This is a genomic window from Pseudomonas sp. NPDC089743 (assembly GCF_044748785.1).
GTDB lineage: Bacteria > Pseudomonadota > Gammaproteobacteria > Pseudomonadales > Pseudomonadaceae > Aquipseudomonas > Aquipseudomonas putida_X.
This window is the reverse complement of the sequence record NZ_JBIVGS010000017.1, coordinates 22,426-45,664: the sequence shown is the minus strand read 5'-3', so window position 1 is coordinate 45,664 and position 23,239 is coordinate 22,426. Positions and strand designations below refer to the sequence as shown.

16 protein-coding genes and 1 pseudogene are annotated in these 23,239 nt (G+C 58.4%); 3 read left to right on the top strand and 14 right to left on the bottom strand.

What is annotated here, in order from left to right:
* Positions 1-108 precede the first annotated feature (108 nt).
* The 14 genes from ACIPZC_RS22370 to tssB form a co-directional block, all read right to left on the bottom strand.
* Positions 109-603: a hypothetical protein gene (locus ACIPZC_RS22370; protein WP_400629609.1), complete on the bottom strand. Its 495-nt coding sequence runs from the start codon at positions 601-603 to the stop codon at positions 109-111.
* Positions 604-609: 6 nt separating this feature from the next.
* Positions 610-5,193 carry an RHS repeat-associated core domain-containing protein gene (locus tag ACIPZC_RS22365; protein ID WP_400629607.1) on the bottom strand — a complete coding sequence of 1,528 codons (4,584 nt, stop codon included), beginning with the start codon at positions 5,191-5,193 and terminating at the stop codon, positions 610-612.
* Between the two features lie 53 nt (positions 5,194-5,246).
* Positions 5,247-5,678, bottom strand: a complete 432-nt coding sequence (locus tag ACIPZC_RS22360) for a DcrB-related protein (RefSeq protein WP_400629605.1) — start codon at positions 5,676-5,678, stop codon at positions 5,247-5,249.
* 46 nt (positions 5,679-5,724) lie between these two features.
* Positions 5,725-7,710 (bottom strand): type VI secretion system Vgr family protein, encoded by a 1,986-nt coding sequence (locus tag ACIPZC_RS22355; RefSeq protein WP_400629603.1) that lies wholly within the window; start codon positions 7,708-7,710, stop codon positions 5,725-5,727.
* A 72-nt stretch (positions 7,711-7,782) separates the two neighbouring features.
* A complete protein-coding gene (locus tag ACIPZC_RS22350) occupies positions 7,783-8,307 on the bottom strand; it encodes an Hcp family type VI secretion system effector (protein ID WP_267817120.1) in 525 nt (174 codons plus the stop codon).
* A 135-nt stretch (positions 8,308-8,442) separates the two neighbouring features.
* Positions 8,443-9,291, bottom strand: coding sequence for a type IVB secretion system protein IcmH/DotU (icmH, locus tag ACIPZC_RS22345; protein WP_400629601.1), 849 nt, complete (start codon positions 9,289-9,291; stop codon positions 8,443-8,445).
* 1 nt (position 9,292) lies between these two features.
* Positions 9,293-10,630, bottom strand: coding sequence for a type VI secretion system baseplate subunit TssK (gene tssK, locus ACIPZC_RS22340; RefSeq protein ID WP_241805379.1), 1,338 nt, complete (start codon positions 10,628-10,630; stop codon positions 9,293-9,295).
* 52 nt (positions 10,631-10,682) lie between these two features.
* Positions 10,683-11,477 (bottom strand): type VI secretion system lipoprotein TssJ, encoded by a 795-nt coding sequence (gene tssJ / locus ACIPZC_RS22335; RefSeq protein ID WP_400629598.1) that lies wholly within the window; start codon positions 11,475-11,477, stop codon positions 10,683-10,685.
* On the bottom strand, positions 11,474-12,031 hold the full coding sequence (locus ACIPZC_RS22330) for an FHA domain-containing protein (RefSeq protein ID WP_400629596.1): 558 nt from the start codon (positions 12,029-12,031) through the stop codon (positions 11,474-11,476). The genes tssJ and ACIPZC_RS22330 overlap by 4 nt, the downstream gene beginning before the upstream one ends.
* A complete protein-coding gene (gene tssG, locus ACIPZC_RS22325; protein ID WP_267817111.1) occupies positions 12,028-13,044 on the bottom strand; it encodes a type VI secretion system baseplate subunit TssG in 1,017 nt (338 codons plus the stop codon). Before tssG ends, ACIPZC_RS22330 begins: the two co-directional genes overlap by 4 nt.
* A complete protein-coding gene (gene tssF, locus ACIPZC_RS22320) occupies positions 13,008-14,774 on the bottom strand; it encodes a type VI secretion system baseplate subunit TssF (protein WP_400629593.1) in 1,767 nt (588 codons plus the stop codon). Before tssF ends, tssG begins: the two co-directional genes overlap by 37 nt.
* A 3-nt stretch (positions 14,775-14,777) precedes the next feature.
* Entirely contained in the window at positions 14,778-15,188 is a 411-nt protein-coding gene (gene tssE, locus ACIPZC_RS22315; RefSeq protein ID WP_241805374.1) for a type VI secretion system baseplate subunit TssE, read from the bottom strand.
* The gene (tssC, locus tag ACIPZC_RS22310; protein WP_400629591.1) at positions 15,185-16,675 is read right to left on the bottom strand and encodes a type VI secretion system contractile sheath large subunit; all 1,491 of its coding nucleotides are present in this window, start codon (positions 16,673-16,675) and stop codon (positions 15,185-15,187) included. The genes tssE and tssC overlap by 4 nt, the downstream gene beginning before the upstream one ends.
* A 17-nt stretch (positions 16,676-16,692) precedes the next feature.
* Positions 16,693-17,196 carry a type VI secretion system contractile sheath small subunit gene (tssB, locus tag ACIPZC_RS22305; RefSeq protein ID WP_241805372.1) on the bottom strand — a complete coding sequence of 168 codons (504 nt, stop codon included), beginning with the start codon at positions 17,194-17,196 and terminating at the stop codon, positions 16,693-16,695.
* A 335-nt stretch (positions 17,197-17,531) separates the two neighbouring features.
* Between tssB and vasI the strand changes: the two genes are divergently transcribed.
* From vasI to tssM, 3 genes and pseudogenes are all read left to right on the top strand, one after another.
* The gene (gene vasI, locus ACIPZC_RS22300) at positions 17,532-18,164 is read left to right on the top strand and encodes a type VI secretion system-associated protein VasI (RefSeq protein ID WP_400629690.1); all 633 of its coding nucleotides are present in this window, start codon (positions 17,532-17,534) and stop codon (positions 18,162-18,164) included.
* Positions 18,152-19,620 (top strand): annotated as a pseudogene (gene tssA / locus ACIPZC_RS22295) (type VI secretion system protein TssA). The gene vasI and the pseudogene tssA overlap by 13 nt, the downstream one beginning before the upstream one ends.
* Positions 19,617-23,222: a type VI secretion system membrane subunit TssM gene (tssM, locus tag ACIPZC_RS22290; RefSeq protein WP_400629588.1), complete on the top strand. Its 3,606-nt coding sequence runs from the start codon at positions 19,617-19,619 to the stop codon at positions 23,220-23,222. Before tssA ends, tssM begins: the two are co-directional and overlap by 4 nt.
* The last annotated feature ends 17 nt before the right edge of the window (positions 23,223-23,239 follow it).

The window sequence follows — 23,239 nt, the reverse complement described above, 5'->3', positions numbered from 1 at the left end:
CCTTGGTTAATTGACCCCGGATGAATAACATTCCCGCCTATGGAAGGAAAGTCGCGCAAGCGGTCATGGGCGTCGTAGTGATACAGTGCCTGGCATTGCTCGGGGGTTTTAATTGCTCTTCCATTCCACGATCCATGGATGCTCAATTATGCTTGGTGATAGTTCTGTGAGGATTTTAATGAAGGTTATTTTGGCATTGTTTAGCATTTCCAATAGCTCGGAGTTGTGGATTTTTTCGACTTCAGGGTAGGGTTCCCAATTGGTGTGGCTAGTGCAGACAATCTGATGTATGCCGTTAATGTCTGGGGCAGAAAATTTCAAGTGCCTTTCAATGCCTTGTTCATAGAAGTCTATTGCTAAATTCTTTTTTTGTTTTACCGCATTTATTGCGTCCGGAAGTTGCTCTAGGAAGACGGCTAGATCAATTCCGCTGTCCACTGGCCAATTATCCTGTCCGAATCCGGAAACCTTGAAGTCTACATGTTTGTCAATAAATTGGCATATATCCATTAATATGGATCGGACATCATCTTCCTCTGGGTTGTAGCTGCGGAGAGTAAAGCTTTCAAAGTTTGACGATTTGATTGATATCTTGATTTTCATTTGAATTCATTCCAATATCGGGTAAGCGGTTCTAATTCCGCCATTTTTAGGTACTACAATCGCCGCTCTTGCTGGAACTATATCTCCAAGGGGTGTGATCACTTGCCCAAGTCCCTCAGGGATTTTGATTTTTGTTGGTTCGTTATTTTTAACTTTGGCAATTATTTTTGCTGCCTGTTCGTTGTTTAACCATTGTCCTTGGTTGTTTCCGGTTCGAGCTCTGTCAGCTAAGCGTTGCGTGTTCTTGGCTCCAGCGCCATGTACAGTAAACGTATGCCCAAATTGTTTGACGCTTTTCCAGTTGACTTTGTCCGTCGGATCGCAAGTCAATCCCCAAGGGTCGATCCATAAATGGGGGTTGGGAGCATATCTATAGAGATTTTCTCCCCCTACCAAGCCAATCGGATCCGTCTGAGTGAATCGCCCTACATCTGGATCAAAGAACCTGAGCGTGTTGTAATGCAGCCCTGTTTCCCGGTCAAGGTACTGACCCTGAAACCGCAAATTCTGCTCTTGTGCCTGCTGCGGGCTGCGCCACTCTGTATGTGCTTTTCCCCAACCTTGATAATTGCTCTGCCAGATAGTCATGCCACCAGTGTCAGTTAGCTGCTCTGGTAGGCCTGCCAAGTTGGTGTGAAAGTAGTAAATCGCCTCACTGCCCGATTTGCCGTCGACACGAGCCAGCGGTTCATAGCTATCCAGATTGGCATACACGTACAAGCTGGCCAGCCCGCTCTGTACCTCTTGCAACAAGCGCAGCCCTTGCCAGTGGAACAACACCCGCCGACGCGGCTCTGGATAGTCCCTCTGATAAACCTCCTTGCTAATCCGCCGCCCCAACGGGTCGTAGGCAAACACCACACGCTCCCGCTCCCCACTGCGGTACTGCTCCACGCATACCAGCCGCTGCTCGGCGTCATACTCGAAATACTGCACCCAGTTGCTGCCGATCCGCTTCTCGCACAATCGCCCAAAGCGGTCATAGCGGTAGCGCTTGTCCTGATACACCAACACCCGGTTGTGCTTGATCAGGCCATTGAGCTTTGGCCCGTCGAACAGATTGCCGGCCTTGTCGTATTTGAAATCCTCGACCTGCGTGGCTTGCCAGTGGGGGCGTGACTGTTGGACGGTTTGGAGTTGCTCGTTGAGGTCGTAGCCGTAACGGTTGCGTCCCGAGTAGCTCTTGCCGGTGTGTGGCAGGTCATTGAAGCACCCGATGATCCGTTCGAGATGCGCGCTCTCATCGTTGGCAGCGTTGGTCATGCCACGGCGCTGGGTCTGGGTCAGTACCTCGGCAACCAGGTTGTCGCTGGCATCGTAGCGATAGGCCTTGTCCAGCAGCGGCAGCACGTCAACAGAGGCGTCGCGGTAATGGATGGCCTTGCCGCTCAGGCGACCGCTGCTGTCGTAGTGCGTGCGCGTGACCAGCTTGCCTTGAGTGCGCAGGACTTCGTCATGCACCGCATCGCGCTCGAAATCACTGATGACCCGGCCGTTGAGGTTGATCTGGTGCAGGTGCCCGCTGCCGTAGTACAGGTGGTTGAGTTCGCGTTGGTCGGGCAGGACCAGGGTCTGCAGATTGCCCAGTTCGTCATAGCGGTACTGCAGCAGGCCAGCGCTGTTGGTTTCGCTGAGCAATTGCCCGTTGGCATCGTAGGTGTAGTCGAGTTGCTGTTTTTCACCTTTGTTGTCCGTGAAGATGATGGACAGCAGGTTGTCGGCGGCGTCGTAGCGGTAGTCGGTGGTGCCATCTTCAGTGCGCTTGCTGATAAGACGGCCGATTGCGTCACGCTCGAAGTCATGACGGATGGGGATCGTCCGCGTCGGCGGAGCGTTGTCGGACAGCGGCGGCTGTTCTTCAGGCGAGGGCACATAGGTAAGGTGAGTGACCTCATCCAGCACGTTGTAGGCATAGACGCGGCCGCTGCCATCCAGGTCCTGTTGCGCGACCAACCGATCCAATTCATCCCAACCGAAGCGATAGGACTCGTTGTTCTCATTGGTCAGTTGCAGTAGCCGACCATAGGCGTCGTAGCGGAACTTCACGCTGTAACCCATGGCATCCGTACGCTCGACCAACCGGCCGCTGCGGTCGTAGCGGAACTGCAGGCTCTTTTGCGCAGGGTCGATGTAGCGCGTCAGTTGGCCAGCAACATCAATTTCGTAGCGATCGATGCGACCGTCCGTGCGTTCGCTTTCTACCAGATAACCACGTGCGTCGTAGCGAAAGTGGGCGTGTTCACCGCGGGCATTGATGCTTTCGCGCAAGCGGCCATGGGCGTCGTAGTGATACAGCGCCTGGGCATTGCTGCAGTCGCGGTAGCTGAGCAACTGACCGCAAGTGTTCCAAGTCAGGTACTTAATCTTTTCGAGGGCATCAGTGATCTGGGTAACGCGGCCTTCTGGGTTGTACTGATACTGTGTTTTGCGGCCCAGCGGGTCTTGCTGCCAAAGCAGATTGCCGTGTTTGTCGTAGCCGTATTGCTGGGTTCGCCCGGCTGTATCGGTTACTTGGACCGGCAATGCCCAGTGGCGCAAGTACTTGATGTGCTCGCTGCGGCCGAGGGGATCGCGGGTTTCAATCAAGCGACCGATATCGTCGTAGCTGTAGCGCCATTCGCCTCCTAGAGGGTCGATGCTTTTCAGCAGTTGGCCGGCGACAGTCTCTTCTTGCCAGCAATTGCCGAGTGGATCGATGTGTTTATAGACCTCGTACAATGGCCCCCAATAGTAGTGATCACGGCGGCCGAGATTGTCCGTGACGAGGGTTTCACCGGCTTCCAGGTCGTACTCGAACCGGTACTCTTCTCCATCGCTGCCCCAGTGTCGAACCACCCGCCACTCGTGATCGGGTTGGGGTTCCAGCAGTGGTGGCAAGCGGTAGGGCGTACCTTCTAAGCGCCTGGGAGTAGGGCGCTTTGCCGGAGTGTCGAAGCGGGTCCATTCGTATTCACGGACAGCACCGCTAGCCAGTTGATGACTATTGAGATAGCCCTCGGGCGTGTAAGTGAAGCGGCGGATCCGTTGCTCCGTCGCATCCAGTACCTCGTGCAATTGACCGCTGGCGGTGTAGCGATAGCTAACCAGCAGTTCGCTGCGTTCTATAGTCGGTGTTCCACCGTTCTTCAAGAACACCCGCGATATCTCACTGACACGCTGGGGATGCCTAGCGCCATAATGAAGCTGCACGACCGTTTGGCCGTACTTGTCGTAGAGCCCTTTCAAGCGCCCTTGCTCGTCGTACAGCAGGTCTATGCGATTGAGATTACGGTCGCCGAGCCTGATCAGCCGTGAGCGTTTCGGGTTTAGCGGGTCGGTATCGAAGAGCCGATAAAGCCCTTCATCGATATCTTCGACAACGGTCTGACCGTCCTCCAGCTGAAAGAAGGCCAAGCCGTCCACGACACTGACAAAAGCGTCACCAACACTGAGGCGTCCCAGTTCCAGTCGGTTACCTTCCTCGTCAATGTAAATCCACAGTTCACCCCCATGAGGATGTGGCACACGTATGAGCTCAACCTCATACGGTACGCTCCATCCCATGCCTAACAGTCCATCGGGACGTCGATCATTGCTGTCGTAGCTTCGTGACCATTCAATACCCACCAAGCCGGGAAGACTGAAGTCAACGTCCTCGGCCCCTACAAGGACCTTGCTCCCTGCAGAAACGAGCACGGGGCTACCCTTATATGGGCAAGCTTTGGATTTCGGTCTTGGTACCGGTGAGGTTGTGGGGCGTCTACGGGGCAGCCTGATTCTCCGTGCAACAAGCATCCCCGCAATAATCCCGGTAAACATCGCAATTTTGCTCTTGCCGTTGCGAATGTCCCTGACCGTCGCTGTACCGCCACCAATGCGTACATTGGGTGATACGTTTTCATTCACATCAATCTTGGCATCGCAGGTGGTCTTGTCCCCTGAGCGTGCGGCGGGTTGGCCATTGATAAATACGCTATCAGAGCCCTGCGCAATGAAATTCTCGGGCAGGGGCGTGTGGCGGGAACAGGTGATTTTGTCCTCTTCCTTGGATTCTGAGCCTGGGTCGGCCGGCGTGGTCACTGGCGGGTTGAAGATGTCACGTATCGCCATGCCCAGCCCCACAAACGGGACCAGATAAGGCACCGCAGCCATGGCCATGGAACCAACGTTCTCCAGGATGGAGGGCTCCTGATCAGCATCGGCTGCGCCGCCTCCAGGTGGGCCGGTGGTGCCGGCCGCGCGAGCAGCGGGCTCGCTGTTAATGAAAACATTGCCCGACCCACTCTCGATTTTTCCGTAGGGATCGGGGGCGTCCACGCTGTTACCAAGGCTGTCGCAAAAGCTGGAAATGGCATCGCCGACAGTCTGGTCTTCGCCGACGGGAAGGGTGCTCATTGCACCGACTGCTACACCCGCGACTGCGGCGATGGCGAATCCAGCCGCACCGCCAGTGGCTACGGTGCCAACTACGGCCAAGCTGATGGCTGCGGCGACGGCTGCGGTGGCCGCTGGGTAAATAACAGCCTCGGCAACTGCGCTGATCATTTCAGCGGCAAGCGATGGATGAAGAATTGCATCACCCATTCGGGCGGCATGAACGGTCTGTGCCATTGGCTTCAAGCTCCTAGCTATCCGAAAGTCTTTGTCCTGGGCCGCGAAGGGGCTCAGGCAAATCGGAGCTCGGCTTTGATGGCGTGCCAGTGGTTGATGTCGTCGTCGCTCAAAGGTCCGGGTTTGCTGTAGTTGAGCACCAACATCCGTTGCTGTCCGGGGATCAGGCAGGCCGCCTGGAGCTGGTAATTGGGCTTGTCGCCGACCATGAACTGAATAGCTATTTCCCGGCCTTCCACGGCATGCTCATTTCTTCCAAGGCGAGTCACTTGTGTGGGCGTGATAGTCATCGCCTTTGACTGTATCCGTAATATTGTTAGTTGGTCCTCCAAGGCCTCATCCAGAGTCTTGTTGTCTGCAACTGCGCTGCGCGCTATTACCAAGGTGGTTTGTCTGCTGGCAAAGCGCAGCATGTTCAGCGTCAAGTCTTCGGGGATTTCATCACCCAGATTGAGGATTACATCGTGCGTCAGGAATTGGGTCATCTCAGGTAGTCCTTTTTGAGTTCAGTGCAGGGTGGCTGTGCCAGCGCTATTCGAAATGCCCATCCACGTCGGCCTTGAGTGAGCTGCTGTCGCGCCCGTTTGCTACCGCGCCTGGCGAACCGCCCGTTGGGTTGAGGTCCAGCTTTGCCGCCAGGGTGTTGATTTGCCCGGTCTGCTGTGCGGTGAAGTTGAAGGTCTCGCATGTGATGTTCAGCGTGCCATTGGCATGCATTTCGATAAGGGTCTTCCCGCACTTGAGGCGTAGCGTGTTGCCCGCTTCGACTTCGTAGTCGCCTGCGATGAGGTCGTTTTTGCCACCCCCCACTTTCAGGGTGTCGTTGGCCTTCACGGTGCGCAGACGATTGCGGCCAATGGCGACCGATTCGTCCTGGCCAATCTGTTGGGTGCGATCGATGCCCACCGAGAGGGACTGGTTGTTATTGACCAAGGTGTTCTGATCTCTCTGGGCATGGATGAACACTTCCTCTTTGCCCAGTTCATCCTCGAAACGCAGCTCATTGAAACCATCGCCCTTATGTGTCTGGCTCTTGATGGTCATCCGCGTCTTGTGATCGGGCAGGTCATAAGGCGGCAGCTGATCACCGCAGTAGGTGCGCCCGGTTATCATCGGCTGGTCGGGGTCACCGTTGACGTACTGCACGATCACGTCCTGGCCGATCCGAGGGATGGCCATCGAGCCCCAACTGCCACCCGCCCAGCCTTGAGATACTCGCAGCCAGCACGAACTGAACTCGTTGTTCTGGCTTTCGCGGTCCCAGGGGAAACTGACTTTTACCCGGCCCCATTCATCGCAGTAGATTTCTTCGCCCGGTGGGCCGACGACGGTCGCCATGTGCGGCCCGTCGATTCGCGGTTTTGCCAATGGGGCAGGGCGCCACTCGGTTCTGCCGGGGACCAGCACTGCGGTCTGCTCGTAGCGCGTGCTTGCATCGGCGCCGGCGGCTTCTTCCTGCAGGCTGGTGAACTGGTGGCCTCTATGGGTAACGGTGTTCACCCGCCAATGCGTATTGAGATCGTCACGTGGGTGACCGGTGAGGGTGAAACTGAGGCCCGGTTGCAGGCGCACGTCATCGCCCTGGACCTCGGCAATACGGACATCATGGCGCAGCGCAGTGATGCGGTTTTCAGTGAACGGTTTGCCCACGGCATCGCGTTTATAGCGGCCTGGGTAATCGAAGTATTCGTACTCTCTGGACTGATGCTCCAGGAAGGGCCCGGCGGCTCTGTGCTCCTGGCGGTAGGCCGGGTTGGTAAAGGTGTAGTCGCGCTGCACTTGGCGGGCAGTACGCACCTGCTCGCTGTAGCGCAAGCGGCGCAGGCAGGGTTTGGTTTGGTCACCACCGCTGTTGGTGTGGTACAGCACGCGGTTAGGGTCTATAGGCTCGTCGTCATCGTAGAACCCTTCATCTTCATCGTCGGTTTTGATGGCGCCATGGCTGATCTGGCCCAGGGACTGCAGCCGATCGGTGATGATCAGCTTGTGCAGCTTTTCACTGTGCGCGAAGCGGTAGACGAAGCCCTCTTCGGCCGCCAGGCGGGCGATGAACGCCAAGTCCGTCTCACCGGCCTGGACGCAGAATTCGCGGACCTGATGGTCCATGCTGGCGCGCAGTTGGTATTGGTTGATGCCCTGGCGCTGGAGCATCAATTCAAGAATCTGCGGCACGGTCTTCTGCTGGAAGATGCGCCAGTTCGAACGCAGGTTGGCACGGGCCAGCTGGGGCTCGATCAGTGCGTCATAGTAGGTGCGGTAGAAGCCACTTTCCGCCTGGCTGAAACGGCTGACCAGGCCGTGCACGTAGCGCACCGGGCGTTCGCCTTCCCAGAGGGTGAAGAGCACGGGTTGGTCGAGCAGGTGGCCGAAGTCGATATCGTTTTCAAAACTGACCAATTTCAGGTCCAGCTCGAAGGGTATGCTGATCCCTTCTCGAAGCTCGAACGACACCACTTCGAATTCAGCTTTGCCAATTAGAGGCTGGAAGCTGTAACGCAAGTCAGATTGGCGAGGCATTTGAAATCCTATTTCGCTGGCCTACACGTCACAGTCCGGGCAGTAAGCCTGCCCGGTTGCTGCAGTGTTAAATTAAACTTCTGTTTCTATTGGTTTACGCCAGTCGTCCGAACCCGCAGTGCTGGCTGTAATGTGTTCCCATTCAATGCCGCGATAAGACATTGAAACTTTGAAGAACTGTGTGAAGTCTTTGTTCTGCTGGTTTTGAATGTGCGGCATCGTCAAGTCGATATCGGTGATTACGGCATCGGTCAACTTGGTCGTGAAGAAGCGTTCTTGCTTGCCCTCTATAGAAGTGCGATACCAGCTGAGCTCGACATTTGGCAGCATCTCACCAGTGGACAAAGCGCTGTAGAGTAGCGGTACGGCTTTGTTGAGAGCGCATGTAAACACCAGTGGGCCGTGAACACGCTGTCCTGCCGGTTGACCGCTTTGAGGGTCGGTGGGCACGGTGATGCGGTGACTGACTTCCTGTACCAGAATTTGATTCTCGTGACCTTCAACATAAACGTTGCCCACCGAGTCGGCAGTAAAGGCATCCTTAGTGATGTTTCCTTGGCTTATACCTTCGATAGAAATGTAAGCGGGTGTTGGCATAACAATGACTCCTGCATCTATGTGGATAAAAACACGCGTGCCAAAGGCGGCGTGGCCATCGAGAGTGATGGGCTTGTCAACGAAGCAAATCGCCTCGTCAATCCGTTGAATTCAGTTGCGTCGGTTGTCGGCTGTTTACTGCTGCAAAATGCTGTTGAGCGACTCCAGCACTTCGGTGGTTATCAAGTGCAGCCGGTAGCTGTAGATGCCGTAGGCCACCGCCATGGCGATCGCGGAAATCACTAACGGGCTCCACCACGGCCATTGCCGGTTCATGCGGAAGTTGCGCGGGGCCACGTTGGTGTAGGGGTCGCAGACCGATTCCGGCACGGGGCCGCGCAGTTCCCGGATGATCCCGTGGAGCTGGTGAATAAGCCCGTTCAGTGACTCTTCGCCTTTCGGCGCGATGGCGTATTTGCCCTTCAGGCCAAGGCACAGCACGAAGTACATGAACTCCAAAACGTCCTGGTAGCGCTTGGGTTCCTGCATCAAGCGCGACAGTACGGTGAAGAATTTCTCCCCACCCCAGGTTTCGTCATGGAAGATGCTCAGCAGCGGTTTCTGGCTCCAGCAACTGTTTTTACCCCAGGGCCTTTCCATGACCGCTTCATCGATGAACAGGCAAAGGCCGTAGGAGTACGCCAGCAACTGAGCGGGCTCGTAGCCGTGCTGGCGTAGCTCCTCGCGAATATTGACGATCGTGTTGCTTACCTGCTGGTGCACCTCCTGGATGTTGGGCAACGCATCCAAGGTGCGCAGGCGTATCACCAGGCCAAACAAGGGGGCGGCGGCGTCCAGCATCAGGTTTACGTAACCACCGCGCAGTTGAAATTCCGGGTCGGCGGGGTAGCCTTCAGAAGCAGGCTGGGCCTGTACTTCTGATTGAGGATCGGCAGGCGATGTATTCGCCCCGCTATCAGCATTCTCTATCGCCCCGAAGAACTTTTTATCGTGACCCTGACTGTTGTGAGTGTCATTTTTCATTTCATTCACTCCTAATCGCCCAGAACTGCAGCTCTAGCCCAGGGAAGTCCCCTGCAATATGAATCCCGAACCCATTGGCTGTTTTCATGCACGCCCAGGCAGGGGCACGTCGATCCAGTTCGAAGTAGCTGAAGCCTGCATGGAAGGGCAGGTCGCGAGGCGCCACCGGCAAGGTGTTCAAGGGAATGCCGGGCAGTTGCAACTGCACCAACTCCTCCAGTGCCTCGAGTGAAGTGATCTTGGCTTTCTGGATGAACATCTGGCGCAACGCCTGGGGTGGCAGATCGGCGCGCACCGCAAGGATGAACGTGGCCCCATCGATCAGTCGGCGGTCCTCCAACGCGGCTGTCAAAACGCCGTACTCCAGCGTCTCCAATGGCAGCGAAACGGCGCGCGGTTGCAAGACTGTGCTCAGTGCCCGGCGTAGCGTCTCTTCCAGCGGCTTGAAGGAGGTGCGTAGCGCGGTATGGTGATAGGCGGGATATTCCTGCGGCAGCCGGCTCTCGTCGGTAAAGGTCACGAACTCACCGCAGGCCTGGCTCATGCACAGGTAGAGCTGCTCGGGGTGGGTCTGCCCTTGCCGAGCCAGATGCTGGAAGCACGGCCACCAGCGGTTCATGGCCTGCAGCAGGTTGAAGTCGCGAATGTCGGCGATACCGGACTGCCCTGAGGCGCCAATGCGGGCGGCCAGGCTGCGCGCACGTTCGCGAAGGGAGTTGGTGATCTCTTCAAGGAAACGCTGCAGCGCTGGCACCGCACGCACCGAAACGCTGGTGGGGTAGAACCCCTCATCCAGCTGCAGGCTGCCATCGGGGCGGCGTTCCAGAATGCGGGCCAAAGCCAAGCGTGTATAAGCGCTGCTGTCTTCGGCCTTGCGTTTGAGCTGTAGATTCGGCACCGCCAGGTCGACTTGCACCAAGTCTCCGTCGGCGCTGTGGGTGTCCTTGATTTCCTCTGCGTGGGCACGGTAACGGAAGTTGGCGGCATTGTCGGGCCAGCTCACCTCCCGGCCACCTTCGGTACGCAGCGGCAGGCACAGGTAGATCTCGCTGTCGTTGGCGCCGTCGTCCTCGATTTCCAGCGGTGGGGGTGGTGGCAGGTCTGCGGGGATATCGAACACTGTGCCGTCCGGCATGATGCCTCGTGCACGGGTGATGGCGACCTTGCCCAGGCTCAGGTATTCATCGTTCAACTGCAGCTCGCTGAAGCCGTAGAAGGCGGCGTTCAGGCTACCAAGACGTTGATGCAACGCCGCTTCGGCGGCACGGCAAGCCTGTTGGAAATGCTGCGGTTTGACGAACAGGCCCTCAGGCCACAGGACGGGGTTGCGTGAACTCATGAGCGCTCCATGTCAGCGTGAGTAAGCGAGAAATGCAGGGCTGCAGGTACCATCAGTCCTCCTCCTTGAGCAGGACCTGCGTGTCGTTGAGCAATACCGACAAGATGATCTGGTGGCCACGGGGCGCAATGCGCAGTACCTGGCTCCAGGTGGCGTTTTCCTGGTTCCGGTAGTCGGCGATCACCGCAACGAAGCGTGTCTCCGGCTCGATGGGCGTAAAGGGGATGAACTTGAACTGGCCAGGGCGCAGCAAGTAATCGTCATCGCGTATGTAGGTGCTTCGCAGCGCCTTGGCAGGGTCCTTGTCCAGCAGTTCGTACACGCTGTTGCGGATGAGCGAGTCGTCGCGAAGTTGCAGGATTTTGATGGCCATGGGCGTAGCGATGGGTTCGGCAGCCACGGTGGTGGTGCGAGGCAAGGTCAGGGCTACGGTCGGGTCCTCGTAGCTGCCGGGGGTACTTTCTTCCAGGGGGGAGCGCGCTGGATCGTCGCCATCGTCCAGTGGCATGTCGACGGGCGACAGGGCGGGGAAGTGTTCCTGCAGGTACTCATGCAAGGCCCCGACTTTTTCGGTCAGCACGTAAGGGTCACCGGCGCTCAGGCTAACGGCGTACGGGCTGGGCTCGATCACAGGCTCCAACTCGGACACCACTTCAAGGCTGTGCGGATTGCCATTGAGTGTTGGGCTGGCATTGATGCTGAACGCGACTTGAGTGGGGTGTTCATTGGGTGGCCCGACGGGTACCGAGGGGTCCATCACCACTTGGCCGATTTTGCCCAGGGAGGTGCACCCCGAAAATCCGAGCAGCGCAACCACCAGGCCGGCCACGAGTGAATGACGCATCATGGGCGATCTCCTGCAATCAAATGGTCCAGCGGGGGCTCGTTGGCTGGGCTTGTCGCTGTATCCAGCGCCGTCAAGGGGTCGTTGCCGATACCTGGCGCGAAGGCCGAGCAGATATCGGCGGCAACCTGCGCGGCGCCTGAATCGGTTTGCCAGGCGGTGCCTGGGGCCTCTAGCAACCAGCGATCAAGGAGGTTCTGTTTAGAACTGAACAACTCCTCCAGGGAATGTGAATCGGCCTGTAAAAATTGAACGTGCAGGCGATAGGCACCAACCCCCAGTTGGTCACCCTCAACCAGACGCCTGGGGGCGAGTGGCCCCAAGTTCTCGCGGCTGTCATTCAGGTAGGTACGCTGACAGCGGTCGATGACGCAGAAGCTGCCCTCGATCCAGCGAATCTCGCAGTGGACCGGTGCAACGGTCTGCTCACGATCATTGATAAACCAGGTGCAGCCGGCGCTGCCGATGGTGCCGCCCGCGCAGTCGAACTGATGGCGGGCGGTGACGTTGTGGTGCAGCTGATCAAGGTTGGTGATGCTCAAGGTCAATGTGCTCATGAGCGCCCCCGGAACCGCACCACAGGGCTGATCTGGCCATGGCGGTCATCGACAAAGCTGGTCCAGCCCAGATAGGCGCCTTGGCTACGGTGCAGGCAGAAGGACGACAGCGCGTTGCGCTTTATCCGCAGCTCCAAGTCATAGGCCAGCCCGTCGCGCAACAGGAAATCGATCAGTGCACGCAAGCGATTGAAATTGAGGCCGCTGGGCAAAAAGTCACGCAACTGTTCCTGGTCCAGCTCGCTGATCACGATGGTGAACTTGCTGCTGCGGGTTCGCGTGCGGCTGCCGACCATGAAGGAGTTGCCAAGCTCGCCGTTGCTGCGGCCAAGGCGTACCAGTTGCTTGGCCTCAGTGAGGACCGAGCGCGTTTCGAATTCGCGGATCTGCACCTGCTGCAAGTCGAAACAGTGGGCAATGATGCCGGCAACGGTACCCGGTGCACGGCTGCGGCTGGCAATGACCCCAGCGAAGCTGAGCAGCCTGCTCCAGGGCAGAGCGGTGTGGCCGCGCAGCTGTTTGTCGTTCAACCCGAGCAGGGCAAAGATGTACTGCGAGAAGCCATCGGTAGCACCCGGCTGAAAGCGGATGTAATAGCGGTACTTGCGCCAGATGCGGTGCAACAGGCTCAGCAGGTAGTGATTGAAAAAGTCGAAGAAGGCCGGCCGCACACCGATGCCGTGGGCATGCTCGTACGACACTTCTTCCAAGTAATAGGTTGGCAAGGGCGAGTCAGTGCCGTGCAACCCCATGAAGGTGGTGCACACGCGATAGCGGTCGCCTGCGTCTGGCATGCGTTCGGCCTTGTACACGTCGGCCACCGGAAAGGTCAGCCGCGGGTCGCTCGCAAGCCGCACGCGCCGCCGTGTGGCCGGGTCGGGCCAGCGTGGTTCCAGGTTGTCCCCGTGCAAACCGTGCAAGCGCTCCAGCAACTGGAAGAAGTTGTACTGGTGCGCCTCGGCGAGCAGTTTGTCGGCTAGATCAGCGGTTGCTTGCCGGTCTGGATTGGCCATGTGTAGTGCTCGTTGTTGGTGGTGTTGATCACTTCCAGTTGGTGGAAGGAATTGATGCTGGCGTACAGGGCGAAGAAGTGCGCGAGCACGCAACCGAACAGATACAGGTCGCCTTCGCAGAGGAATGCGCTTTGGTCCAGTTTCAGCCGTGTACGCAGGCCGCGAATGGGCTGGCCCTTGATCAGCCAGTCCAGGGGGGCTGTGCGCACATCGTGGATGCCGTCCAGGCGTTTGCGGGTGGTACGGGTTTGCTGGATGTCATGCAGGGCGGCGAAGTCGTAGGCATTGATGACCGCTTTCAACGGCTCGGCCGAGAGCAGCGACAGGTAGTTCAGCGACATGTTGGAGATCAGGGCCCATTGCAACTGGCCGTCCAGCACCGGCCGACAGGGGCGGCTTGGCGCACAGAGGTTGGTGTAGGTGGCCAGGGGAGGCGTGATCTCGGAAATCACATTGATGTCGTCGACAGCCAACGCCCGCGGCAGATCTCGGTTGGTGCAGGTCAGGTCGATGGAGGCTGTTTCCAGCTCGCCGATGTAGGCGTTGGCGTCTGCGCGTACGAATGCGATACGGTGGGTGACGCTATCGTCCCGCAGGGACGGTTCCATGATGTAGCGGTAATACAGCGCTGTGCGCCCCTGCACGTGCTCGATTTCATGGGCGAACGACTCGAAGGCTTGGAAGGTTCGCAGGTGTTTGCCGGCGCTGCCGTCTGTTGTCGTGCGGGTGCTGATGACCCGATCGACGCTGAATATTTCATACGCGTGGCGCTCCTCACCTCGGGGCGTAAGCTCAGCCTGGGCGAACCGTTGGGACAGGTCGATGGGCTCGGCGCTGTGGCTGAACAGGTTTACCGCGGGGGTGCAGAACAGGCTGAAGTCTGCCCTGCCGACCCGCAGCGAATCAGGCAACTGCCGGGTGAAGTGAAATTCAAGGCAGACCTCCTGAGCCGCCTCAGCGGGCCAGACCTTCTCCAGGCCGGCAACGCTGAAAAAGTGGAAACGCTCGGGAAAGATGAAGTACTCCTGCAGAATCCGGTAGCCGTCGAACACGTTCGGTGGGTAGGGCAGCAAGGCTTCATCCGGGCTGAACCCTCGGAGCACGATGCTGCTGGCCGGCAGCCGGCGGACCTCGCCGTCGACTGTCACCGCGACATGTTTGAGGTAGTGAGCAATCCACAGATAGAGGGTGCGGGCCGTTTGCGTATCACCGCTCAAATGAAAATCGAGACTGGCGCAGCCCAAGGTGTTCAACGGCCGATCGACCAAGGTTCGCAGGTCGAGCCGAACCACCGAACTGTCGAGCGTCTGCGTAGCACTCACCGCGTCGATCTCGAACGGATGGATGTCCACCGCCGTACAGGTCCGAAACTCGCAGTGCACGCCATCCACGGGTTTGGAGAACAACCGCGAGCCCTTGGTAATACGCTGCGACTGGCTGAGCGCTTGCTTGCGTGGGGTGAACTGGATGATCGTGGCGCTCGGCAGAGGCCGCAGGTAGTTGGGCCAAAGCAACTGCAGCATCGGGTGCGTCAGCTCCGGCAGCTCGTCCTCCAGCTTCAACCGCAGCTTGGCGGTCAGGAAGGCAAAGGCTTCCATCAGGCGTTCGACATCCGGGTCGCTACCACCCTTGCCGAGCAGCCGGGCAAGTTGTGGGTTGTCCTGAGCGAAATCGTTCCCCAGTTCATGGAGATAACGCAACTCTTCGCTGAATCGATCCTTGAGTGACATGGGTCACCTCACGCGGGTGTGGCGGTTATGGCCGTTGACCAGCAGCTCCAGTTGCAGCTGCTCGGTGTGGTTGTTGACCTGCACGTGGCAGTCCAGCCGGAAATGCAGTTCCAAGGGGGCATGACAATCGGGTACTGCCTTGAGCGTTCGCACGTGCACGCGCGGCTCGAAGCGCTCAATGGTGCGGCGGATGTCTGCGCTCACTTGCTTCAGGAGGTCGCCGCTGCTTGCGTCGTGCCGGTTGAAGTCATGCAGGCCCAGCTCAGGGCTGCTTTGTGAGCAACCCTGGCGAGCGTTGAGCAACGTTTCGAGGTGGCGCTTGATGGCGGCGAACTTCTGGGTAGCGTTTTCTTGCCTGGACAGCGCCCGGCCTGCGAACGGGTTCGTCACCAAGTCATCGAAAAATCCACTCATTGGGTATCAAGCCGGCCAACCAGGGAGATTTCGAAATTCGCTCCCATGTACTTGAAGTGCGGTCGTACGGCGAGAGAAACCTGGTACCAACCCGGTTCACCGGCAACGTCCGAAACTTCGACCTTTGCAGCGCGCAACGGGCGACGGCTGCGCACATCGGCAGACGGGTTTTCCTGGTCGGCGACGTATTGCTTGATCCATTTGTTCAGCTCGGACTCAAGGTCCTTGCGCTCTTTCCAGCTGCCGATCTGTTCGCGTTGCAGCACCTTGATGTAGTGAGCCAACCGGTTGACGATGAACAGGTAGGGCAGCTGGGTGCCGAGCTTGTAGTTGGTCTGCGCTTGCAGGCCTTCCGGGGTCTTGGGGAAGTTCTTTGGTTTTTGTACCGAGTTGGCTGAGAAGAACGCGGCGTTGTCGCTGTCCTTGCGCATGGTCAGGGCGATGAAGCCTTCTTCGGCCAGCTCGAACTCCTTGCGGTCGGAAATCAAAACTTCGGTAGGGATCTTGGCCTGAAGCTGGCCTAAGGACTCATAGAGGTGCACCGGCAGGTCCTCGACTGCACCACCCGATTGTGGGCCGATGATGTTCGGGCACCAGCGGTAGCGGGCGAAGCTGTCGTTGATGCAACTGGCCAGCAGAAAGGCGGAGTTGCCCCACAGGTAGTTGTCGTGCTGCCCGTCGATGTCCTCGCGGTAGTGATAGCTCTGGACCGGATTTTCCTGCGGATGATAGGCCGAGCGGAGCATGAAGCGTGGGCCGGTCAGCCCAACATGCCGGGCATCCTCGCTTTCACGGAAGGCGCGCCACTTGGCATGCCGTGGGCCGGCGAAAATGTCCTTGACCTCCTTGAGGTTTGGCAGCTCTTCGAAGCTGCTGAGATTGAAGAACTCAGGAGACGGCGCCGCGAGAAATGGCGCGTGTGCCATGGCGCCCACCGAGGCCATGTAACTCAGCAGTTTGATATCTGGAGAGGAGGGGCCGAAGTTGTAGTTGCCGACCATCGCGGCAATCGGTTCACCGCCAAACTGGCCATAACCTGCGGTGTAGACATGTTTGTAGATGCCACTGCAGGTGATGTCGGCTGAGTTCTCGAAGTCGTCGAGCAGATCACCTTTGCTGACGTGCAAAACTTCAAGCTTGATGTTCTCGCGAAAGTCTGTTCGGTCGACTAAAAGCTTGAGGCTTCGCCAGGCGGATTCAAGTTGCTGGAACTCGGGTTCATGCAGGATGGCATCCATCTGCTTGCTGAGTACTCGATCCAGCTCCGCAATCATCTGATCGACCCGGTGTTTGTTGATGAGTTGATCTGGGTCATTGCTTTTAAGGATTTCGGTAATAAAGGCAGACACGCCTTGGCGAGCGACTTGATAACCCTCTTGGCTGGGAACCAATTTGGTTTCCGCCATGATCTGGTCGAGCAGGGTAGCGTTGCTCAGCGTTTCGGTCGTTGTTTCAACCGCGACAGTCGTGTTGTTTTGCTTTGGCATAGGGACGCTCCGTTGTCTCAGTCTTCTTTCGGCGCTTCAAGCACCAGGTCCAGTTCCTGGGCCAGTTGTTTGCGCGCTTGCTCGTCATTCAGCAGGTGCTGCAGTTGCTTGCGGAACGTGGGCACGTTGCCCAGGGGGCCTTTCAGGGCGACCAACGCTTCGCGAAGCTCCAGCAGCTTGTTCAGCTCCGGCACCTGTCGCGCGATGCTGTCGGGCCCGAAATCGTTGATGGACTTGAACCGCAGGCTGACCGCGAGCTCTGCGTCGGGGGCCGTGCTGAGCACGGAGGGCACGGACATCACCAGGTTGACATCGGCATCGTTCAACACATTGTTGAAGGAGTGTTTATCGATGCGCATGACCGAGCGGTCCTCCAAGGCGCGGGCATCTTTCAACCCGAAATCACCAAGCACCAGCATCTTATGCGGCAGCTCTACTTCGGCCTGTTCATCGCCAGTGGCGGGTACGTATTTGATGTTGATGCGTTCTTTAGGTGCAACTGACCCTGTGGCTTTTGCCATCGCCGAATATCTCCCTTGTTAATTGTGGGCGTGCGTAAAAGTTATGTGGTGTGCGTCAGTATGTTTTGTAGGAAATTTCCCTGATGTTGGTCTGCGGTATAAACAAAAAACAACGGTGGTTTAAACAAGCTGGCGGGCTGTATGGGGTGCCCAAAAAAAACATGCGCTTGGTTTGCATGTTTGGTCGAGTGCAAAAGTGTTAAAAAATATTTGTTTGTCGCACAGGAATTTTATCAGCTAGGCTGTTGTCGATTTCCGGATTCAGAAGTGCCTGATGGTTATTTGGATTCGTTGGTGATCAAGGAGTGTGTGCTGTTGAAAGGGAGTTACTTGCGATGGCTGGTAAAAATTCTTACATAGTAAGTCTTGCACTGGTGCTCAGCTTTCTATCGATGTCCGTGTATTCCGATCAGGATTGTCGGCGCATCGTTTCCAATTTGGAGCGTTTGGCCTGTTTCGATAGATCGGCCAGAACGCCTGCTCATCTTGTGCCTGTGCAATGGTCCGCGCCGGAGCAAGACTCGCCCACGTTGCGTCGTGTGTTGACCAACGAGGTGGGGCGGCCCCCAGAGGACCTGACGTTTCGCCTCAAGGCTGAAGATGATGGGCTGATGATCTCGGCGCCGGCGATTGCTTCGGTCGCTCCGCATACCTACCTGGTCATCAGCTGCGTGCAAAACATTTCCAGGTTGCAACTGGTTACCGCACAACCCATCGAGGCCAGCCGGGTGAACGTGCAGTTGCAGGGCGAGCGGGGTTCAACTGTCCCTACCCTCTGGCAAGTGACGGAAAACGGCCAGGTGCTTGACGCTGGCAGAGGCTTGCCGGCCATCGAGCAGATCAAAAAGCTGATAAAGGCCTATCGCATTCAGGTCCAGAGCGATAGCCCGGCTGTTGACGGGCTGCTTTTCGATGCCCATGGGCTGGACCCACTCATCGATGAGGCGCGCAAAGCATGTCGCTGGTAGCAGAGGTCACCGCACAGGACATTGCCCGGCTGCTTGCCCCCATCGACGCACAGAACCCTGCCGGCCTGTTCGACGTGGAGGACGAAACCTACCAGGCCATTGACCAGGAGATGGTCAAGCTGGGTGGGCTGCAGGAGCCCTCCATCGATTGGGCATTCATCGAAGAAGCGTCCCGCCAGTACTTGGGCCAAGCGTGCAAGCACTATCGCATCGTCGCGCACCTGAGTGTCGCTTGGCTACGTAGCCGATGCTGGGAACGCTGGGGTTTTACCCTGGCCTTGTTGGCCGGCATGGTCGAAGCCTATTGGGAAAGTGCACATCCTAAACCGGGCCCTAAAGGGTTTCTCGGTAAGCGTAAGCTGGTTGCCCTGACACTGATCCGCTTGGCCGAGGCATTACCGCGCCTGGATCGCTTCACCTTCAGCCCCGCGCATGCGGCGGCGGCTCAGGGCGCACTGCAAAGGCTGCAACAGCAGCGCGATGCAGCGCAGCTCGAAGAAGCCCCCCTGAGCGAACTGGATCGGTTACTACGCAAGCACATGGAGCTTGCTAACGGGCTCACTGAGCCCCCCACGGAAAAGCCCCCTGCAAAAGGCGGCAAGTCTGCGTCGTTGGCCGAGGTCATCGCCACGCCAATGCCCCGTGTGTCGTTCGCCAACGAGCGTGAATCACGAAGAGCCATGCTCACCATGGCTGAGCTGATCAACCAGCAGGACCCCTACGATCCTGCTGGCTACCAGTTGCGTCGTTTCGGCTTGTGGGCCCACATCCAGACGGCGCCTGAAACCAGGCACGGCCATCGTACTGAGCTGATGGCGGTGCCGCAGGAGATCGCCGGGGACTATGAAGATGCCATCGCCGGCACTGCAGTTGACGTGGCCATCCTCCAGCGGATCGAAAAGAGCGTGACGGCCAGTCCCTACTGGATACGTGGCAGTTTTCTCGCAGCGAGCGCTGCCACGCGCCTGGCGATGGGCGAGGTGGCTGAGGCTATCCGCGCAGCGAGCGCGCGGTTCGTACAGCGCATACCTGCGCTGCAGCAGCTGTGCTTCAGCGACGGCAGGGTATTTGTCGACGACCAATGTCTGGCGTGGCTCCGGGGTGCACAAGGGCAGTCCGATTCGGGCGCAGCTTCGCAGGAATTCGCAACGCTTCGAGAGGAACTGGCCTGCCAGCTGGAAACCAGCGGCGTTGAAGCGGTATTGCTCAGGCTGCAGGGAATGCAGGCGGACTTCGGTAGTTTGCGTGAGCGCTGCCATACCACCGTGATCGCGGCTGATCTGTTGGCTGCCCGGGGTGTGTCCTGGCTGGCCCAGGATTTGTGCGCAGGCGTTGCTCGAACGATGCAGGAAACCTCCGCCAGCGCCTGGGAGCCTGAGGTGTTTCAACGCCTTCAGCAGTATGCATCCACCATCCCTCGCGGGCTGATTGCAACAAGAAACGGGAGTCACGATGAGTCGAGTGTGGAAGCATCTTAAACGTTGGGGCCTGCCCCTGCTGACGGGTGTCGGCCTGGCCATGCCGCTGCTGCTTGGGCTGGGCGCCGTCTTGCTACTGGCTGCGATCTGGTGGCTCGGCCCGCAATGGACATGGCGCGAGCAGCAGCCGCTGGCGAGCGTGGCGCATCGCGCGCTGGCTAGCCTGACACTTGTGTTGGTGCCGCTGCTCTGCTGGCTGGTGGTCTTGCACGGGCGTTCGCGCCGCCTGCAGGCGCAGCAGCAGCAGGCGGTGGCCGCTGAGCTGGATGATGTATTGCCCTTCGTCCAGGCACAAGAAAAGGCATTAGACCAAGGGCTGGCGCGTTATCTGGACAACGCCGGTGGCCGACGTGCGTTGTATCGGCTGCCCTGGTATCTGGTGGTGGGTGACGAACAGGCCGGCAAGACCAGTTTTATCGACCGTACTGAACAAAGCTTTTCCCTGACCCGTATCGACAAAGCACAAGCTCGGGGCCGACAGGCGCAAGCACTGGCACACCCGATAGGCTGGTGGGTCAGTGACGACGCCGTGATCATCGACCCTCCGGGCGCCTTCATTCGTCAGGGGGCGTTGGCGGGGTTGTCCGAAGCATCGAAAACATCGAACCCACCCCCTGCAACCTCGGCCAGGTTGTGGGAACACCTGTTGGGCTGGCTGGTGCGTAACCGAAGCCAAAGAGCCCTCAACGGCCTCTTGCTGGTTGTCGACCTGCCTGCTCTGCTGCAGGGGGCACCTGAGCACCGTGTTGCGCTGGCGCATGTCTTGCGCGCGCGATTGTATGAGGTAAGCAATCAGCTGGGATCGCGCCTGCCAGTGTATGTGGTGCTGACCAAATTCGACCTGCTGGACGGTTTTGACCAGCTATACGCCGCGCTGCCTGCCGCCACACGGGAAAAAATGCTGGGCTTCACCTTCAAGCTGGAGGCTGCCGGCACGCTCGACGATTGGCTGGAGGAATATGGTGAACACTACCGTCGGTTGATCAACGATCTGTTCGAACAGGTGGTCGAACGGCTGGACGTTCTGAACAGTGCAGCACAGCGCTCGCGTCTGTTCACACTGCATGGTCAGCTGATCGGGTTGCGTCCGATACTGCTTGGCTTCTTGAAAGAAGCCCTCGCGAGTGACCGCTTCACCACCCCGGCTCTGGTGCGCGGTGTTTACTGGTCCTCGGTCGTGCAGCAGGGCGACATGCTCAACGCGTTCGTGCGTGAGGCGGCGCAGCCCTACAACACCGAGTTTCCGCTGCGTGAGGGCAAGTCGCAGGGGCCGGCGCTGGTCTATTTCATTCAGCATGCCTTCCGACGTGTCATCTACCAGGAAGCCGGGCTTGCCGGAGACAACATCAAAGTGGCACGCAGCAAACGGCGGTTGCTGTGGGTGGGTTCTGCAGTAGGCGGGCTTGCCTTCTGCGTCGCCATCGCCAGTTGGCAGCGCTACTTTGACATCAATGGCGCCAAGGCCGCCAACGTGCTTGCCAAGAGCAGTGAGTACAGCCATCACCAAGTGGACCAGCGTCTGGACCCCTCCGGGCGCAACCTGTTGGAGCCCCTGGACCAGATTCGCGATGCCGTGTCGGTGTTTGGCAACTACCGTGATGCGTGGCCGGGTATTTCCGACCTTGGTTTGTACCAGGGGCGCGCCATCGGCCCCCGCGTCGATGAGGCCTACCTGGCTTTGCTTTCCAAGCGTTTCTTGCCCGCCCTGGCAAGTGGCGTGATCGATGCAATGGACGCTGCACCACCTGGCAGTGAACAGCAAATGGCTGCTCTTCGCGTTTACCGAATGCTTGAGGACCGCCAGAATCGCCGGCCCGAATGGGTCGAGGACTGGTTCGCCCATCAGTGGCAACAGAAGTATCCCGGCCAGGGGCAACTGCAACGCGACCTGATGCGGCACCTCAACTATGCCTTGGCCTATGCCGATACCGATCTGCCGCAGTACAGCCAGCGCATTGCCGAGGTGCAGCAGACGCTGCGCCAGATTCCCCTGCCAGAGCGAGTCTATGCGAGCCTGAAACAGCAGGCTGGGGAACAGCTGCATGTTGGCTTGGATCTGCGTCATCAGGTGGGGCCAGCGTTCGATGTGGTGTATCAGCTGTCGTCTCGCGCCGGGCAGGGTGAGGGGGTACTGATAGCACCCATGCTCACCGCCAAAGGCTTCAAAGAGTACTTCGAACCCCGTAGTCAGCGGTTTGCGGAAATGGCGATGATCGACCAGTGGGCGCTGGGTGAGCGCGGTCAGCTTGATTACTCGGATGCCGACCGGGAGGCGCTAGGCGAACGGCTGCGTAACTTGTACAGCGCCGATTTCATTGACAGCTGGCGGCGTGCCTTGAATGCCTTCGCGGTGGCTGACTTCCGTGATCTGGATCATGGGGTCGCGATCCTGCAGCAACTGACCGGGCCTGCGGCGCCTCTGCATCGGCTATTGGATGCTGTGAAGGACAATACGTCGCTTTCATCGGCCGTGGGCGCAGAGTCTCTTGCGCAAGCCGAAGCGTTGCGGCCCGCAAGTAGCAAACCTGAGCAGCAACAGGCATTGGCTATTCAACGGGCCTTTGCTGGGCTGGGTGCCATGCTGCAAGCAGCCGGTGAGAAACCCAGCTATTACGATGAGACCCTCGATGCGATCGCGGCCGTGCACGACTATGCCAAGTCGGTGCAGGATAGCCCTGACAGAGGCAAGGCGGCGCTGCAGGCCGTGCATCAGCGATTCTCGATGACGGGGCAGGACCCGATAGGCACCCTGCAGCGGGTGGCTACTGGCTTGCCGGAACCCATCAACCATCAGGTCCGGAAGGTCGCCGATCAAACGGCGCGAGTGCTGAATGTCGAAGCCCTGCGTGAGTTGGAGCGGCGCTGGGACGCTGAGGTCTATAGCTTCTTCCAGCAGCGCCTGGCCGGACGCTACCCCTTCGTGGTGCGTGCGCCCGATGCCTCCTTGGACGACTTCGAGGCATTCTTTGGCCCGAAGGGGCGGCTTCAGCGATTCCATGATCAATACCTGAAGGTCTTCCTGCAGGAAAACCTCGAAAGCCTGCAAGCCGGCCATCAGGGGCAATCACTGATCCGTAGCGATGTGATCGAACAGCTGGAACGGGCAGACCGTATCCGTGAGACCTTCTTCGATCAGCGCGGCAACCTGAGCGTGCAGTTCAGCATCGAGCCGTTGGGCCTGAGTGCCAATCAGCGTACAAGTTTGCTGGACCTGGACGGCCAACTGATTGCCTACACCCATGGCCCGAGCCAAATCACCGGTATCGTCTGGCCTAACACCCTGGGGCAGCAGGTGCGCAGCAACCTGACCTTGCTGAGGCAGAACGGCAACAGCAGCAGCCTTGAATACCGTGGTCCCTGGTCGATGTTCCGCTTGCTCAGCCGTGGCTCGCTCAATGGACGCACGGCGGCCAGCGTGGACCTGAGCTTCAGGGCCGGCGATGGCGTGATGCGCTACAGGCTCAACGCTGAAAAAGCATTCAACCCCATTACTCAGGAACCGTTCAAAGGTTTTCGGTTACCTCGTGGGTTGTTGCAGCAGATACCGAAGATGGCACAGGCGCATGACGTTTCCATGTGAGAACCGAAGGCTCTCGT

What these genes read in the sequence shown, in the direction of transcription:
- ACIPZC_RS22370 (WP_400629609.1), bottom strand. Translation starts at nt 603, where the DNA reads ATGAAAATCAAGATATCAATCAAATCGTCAAACTTTGAAAGCTTTACT.
- ACIPZC_RS22365 (WP_400629607.1), bottom strand. Translation starts at nt 5,193, where the DNA reads ATGGCACAGACCGTTCATGCCGCCCGAATGGGTGATGCAATTCTTCAT.
- ACIPZC_RS22360 (WP_400629605.1), bottom strand. Translation starts at nt 5,678, where the DNA reads ATGACCCAATTCCTGACGCACGATGTAATCCTCAATCTGGGTGATGAA.
- ACIPZC_RS22355 (WP_400629603.1), bottom strand. Translation starts at nt 7,710, where the DNA reads ATGCCTCGCCAATCTGACTTGCGTTACAGCTTCCAGCCTCTAATTGGC.
- ACIPZC_RS22350 (WP_267817120.1), bottom strand. Translation starts at nt 8,307, where the DNA reads ATGCCAACACCCGCTTACATTTCTATCGAAGGTATAAGCCAAGGAAAC.
- icmH (WP_400629601.1), bottom strand. Translation starts at nt 9,291, where the DNA reads ATGAAAAATGACACTCACAACAGTCAGGGTCACGATAAAAAGTTCTTC.
- tssK (WP_241805379.1), bottom strand. Translation starts at nt 10,630, where the DNA reads ATGAGTTCACGCAACCCCGTCCTGTGGCCTGAGGGCCTGTTCGTCAAA.
- tssJ (WP_400629598.1), bottom strand. Translation starts at nt 11,477, where the DNA reads ATGATGCGTCATTCACTCGTGGCCGGCCTGGTGGTTGCGCTGCTCGGA.
- ACIPZC_RS22330 (WP_400629596.1), bottom strand. Translation starts at nt 12,031, where the DNA reads ATGAGCACATTGACCTTGAGCATCACCAACCTTGATCAGCTGCACCAC.
- tssG (WP_267817111.1), bottom strand. Translation starts at nt 13,044, where the DNA reads ATGGCCAATCCAGACCGGCAAGCAACCGCTGATCTAGCCGACAAACTG.
- tssF (WP_400629593.1), bottom strand. Translation starts at nt 14,774, where the DNA reads ATGTCACTCAAGGATCGATTCAGCGAAGAGTTGCGTTATCTCCATGAA.
- tssE (WP_241805374.1), bottom strand. Translation starts at nt 15,188, where the DNA reads ATGAGTGGATTTTTCGATGACTTGGTGACGAACCCGTTCGCAGGCCGG.
- tssC (WP_400629591.1), bottom strand. Translation starts at nt 16,675, where the DNA reads ATGCCAAAGCAAAACAACACGACTGTCGCGGTTGAAACAACGACCGAA.
- tssB (WP_241805372.1), bottom strand. Translation starts at nt 17,196, where the DNA reads ATGGCAAAAGCCACAGGGTCAGTTGCACCTAAAGAACGCATCAACATC.
- vasI (WP_400629690.1), top strand. Translation starts at nt 17,532, where the DNA reads ATGGCTGGTAAAAATTCTTACATAGTAAGTCTTGCACTGGTGCTCAGC.
- tssM (WP_400629588.1), top strand. Translation starts at nt 19,617, where the DNA reads ATGAGTCGAGTGTGGAAGCATCTTAAACGTTGGGGCCTGCCCCTGCTG.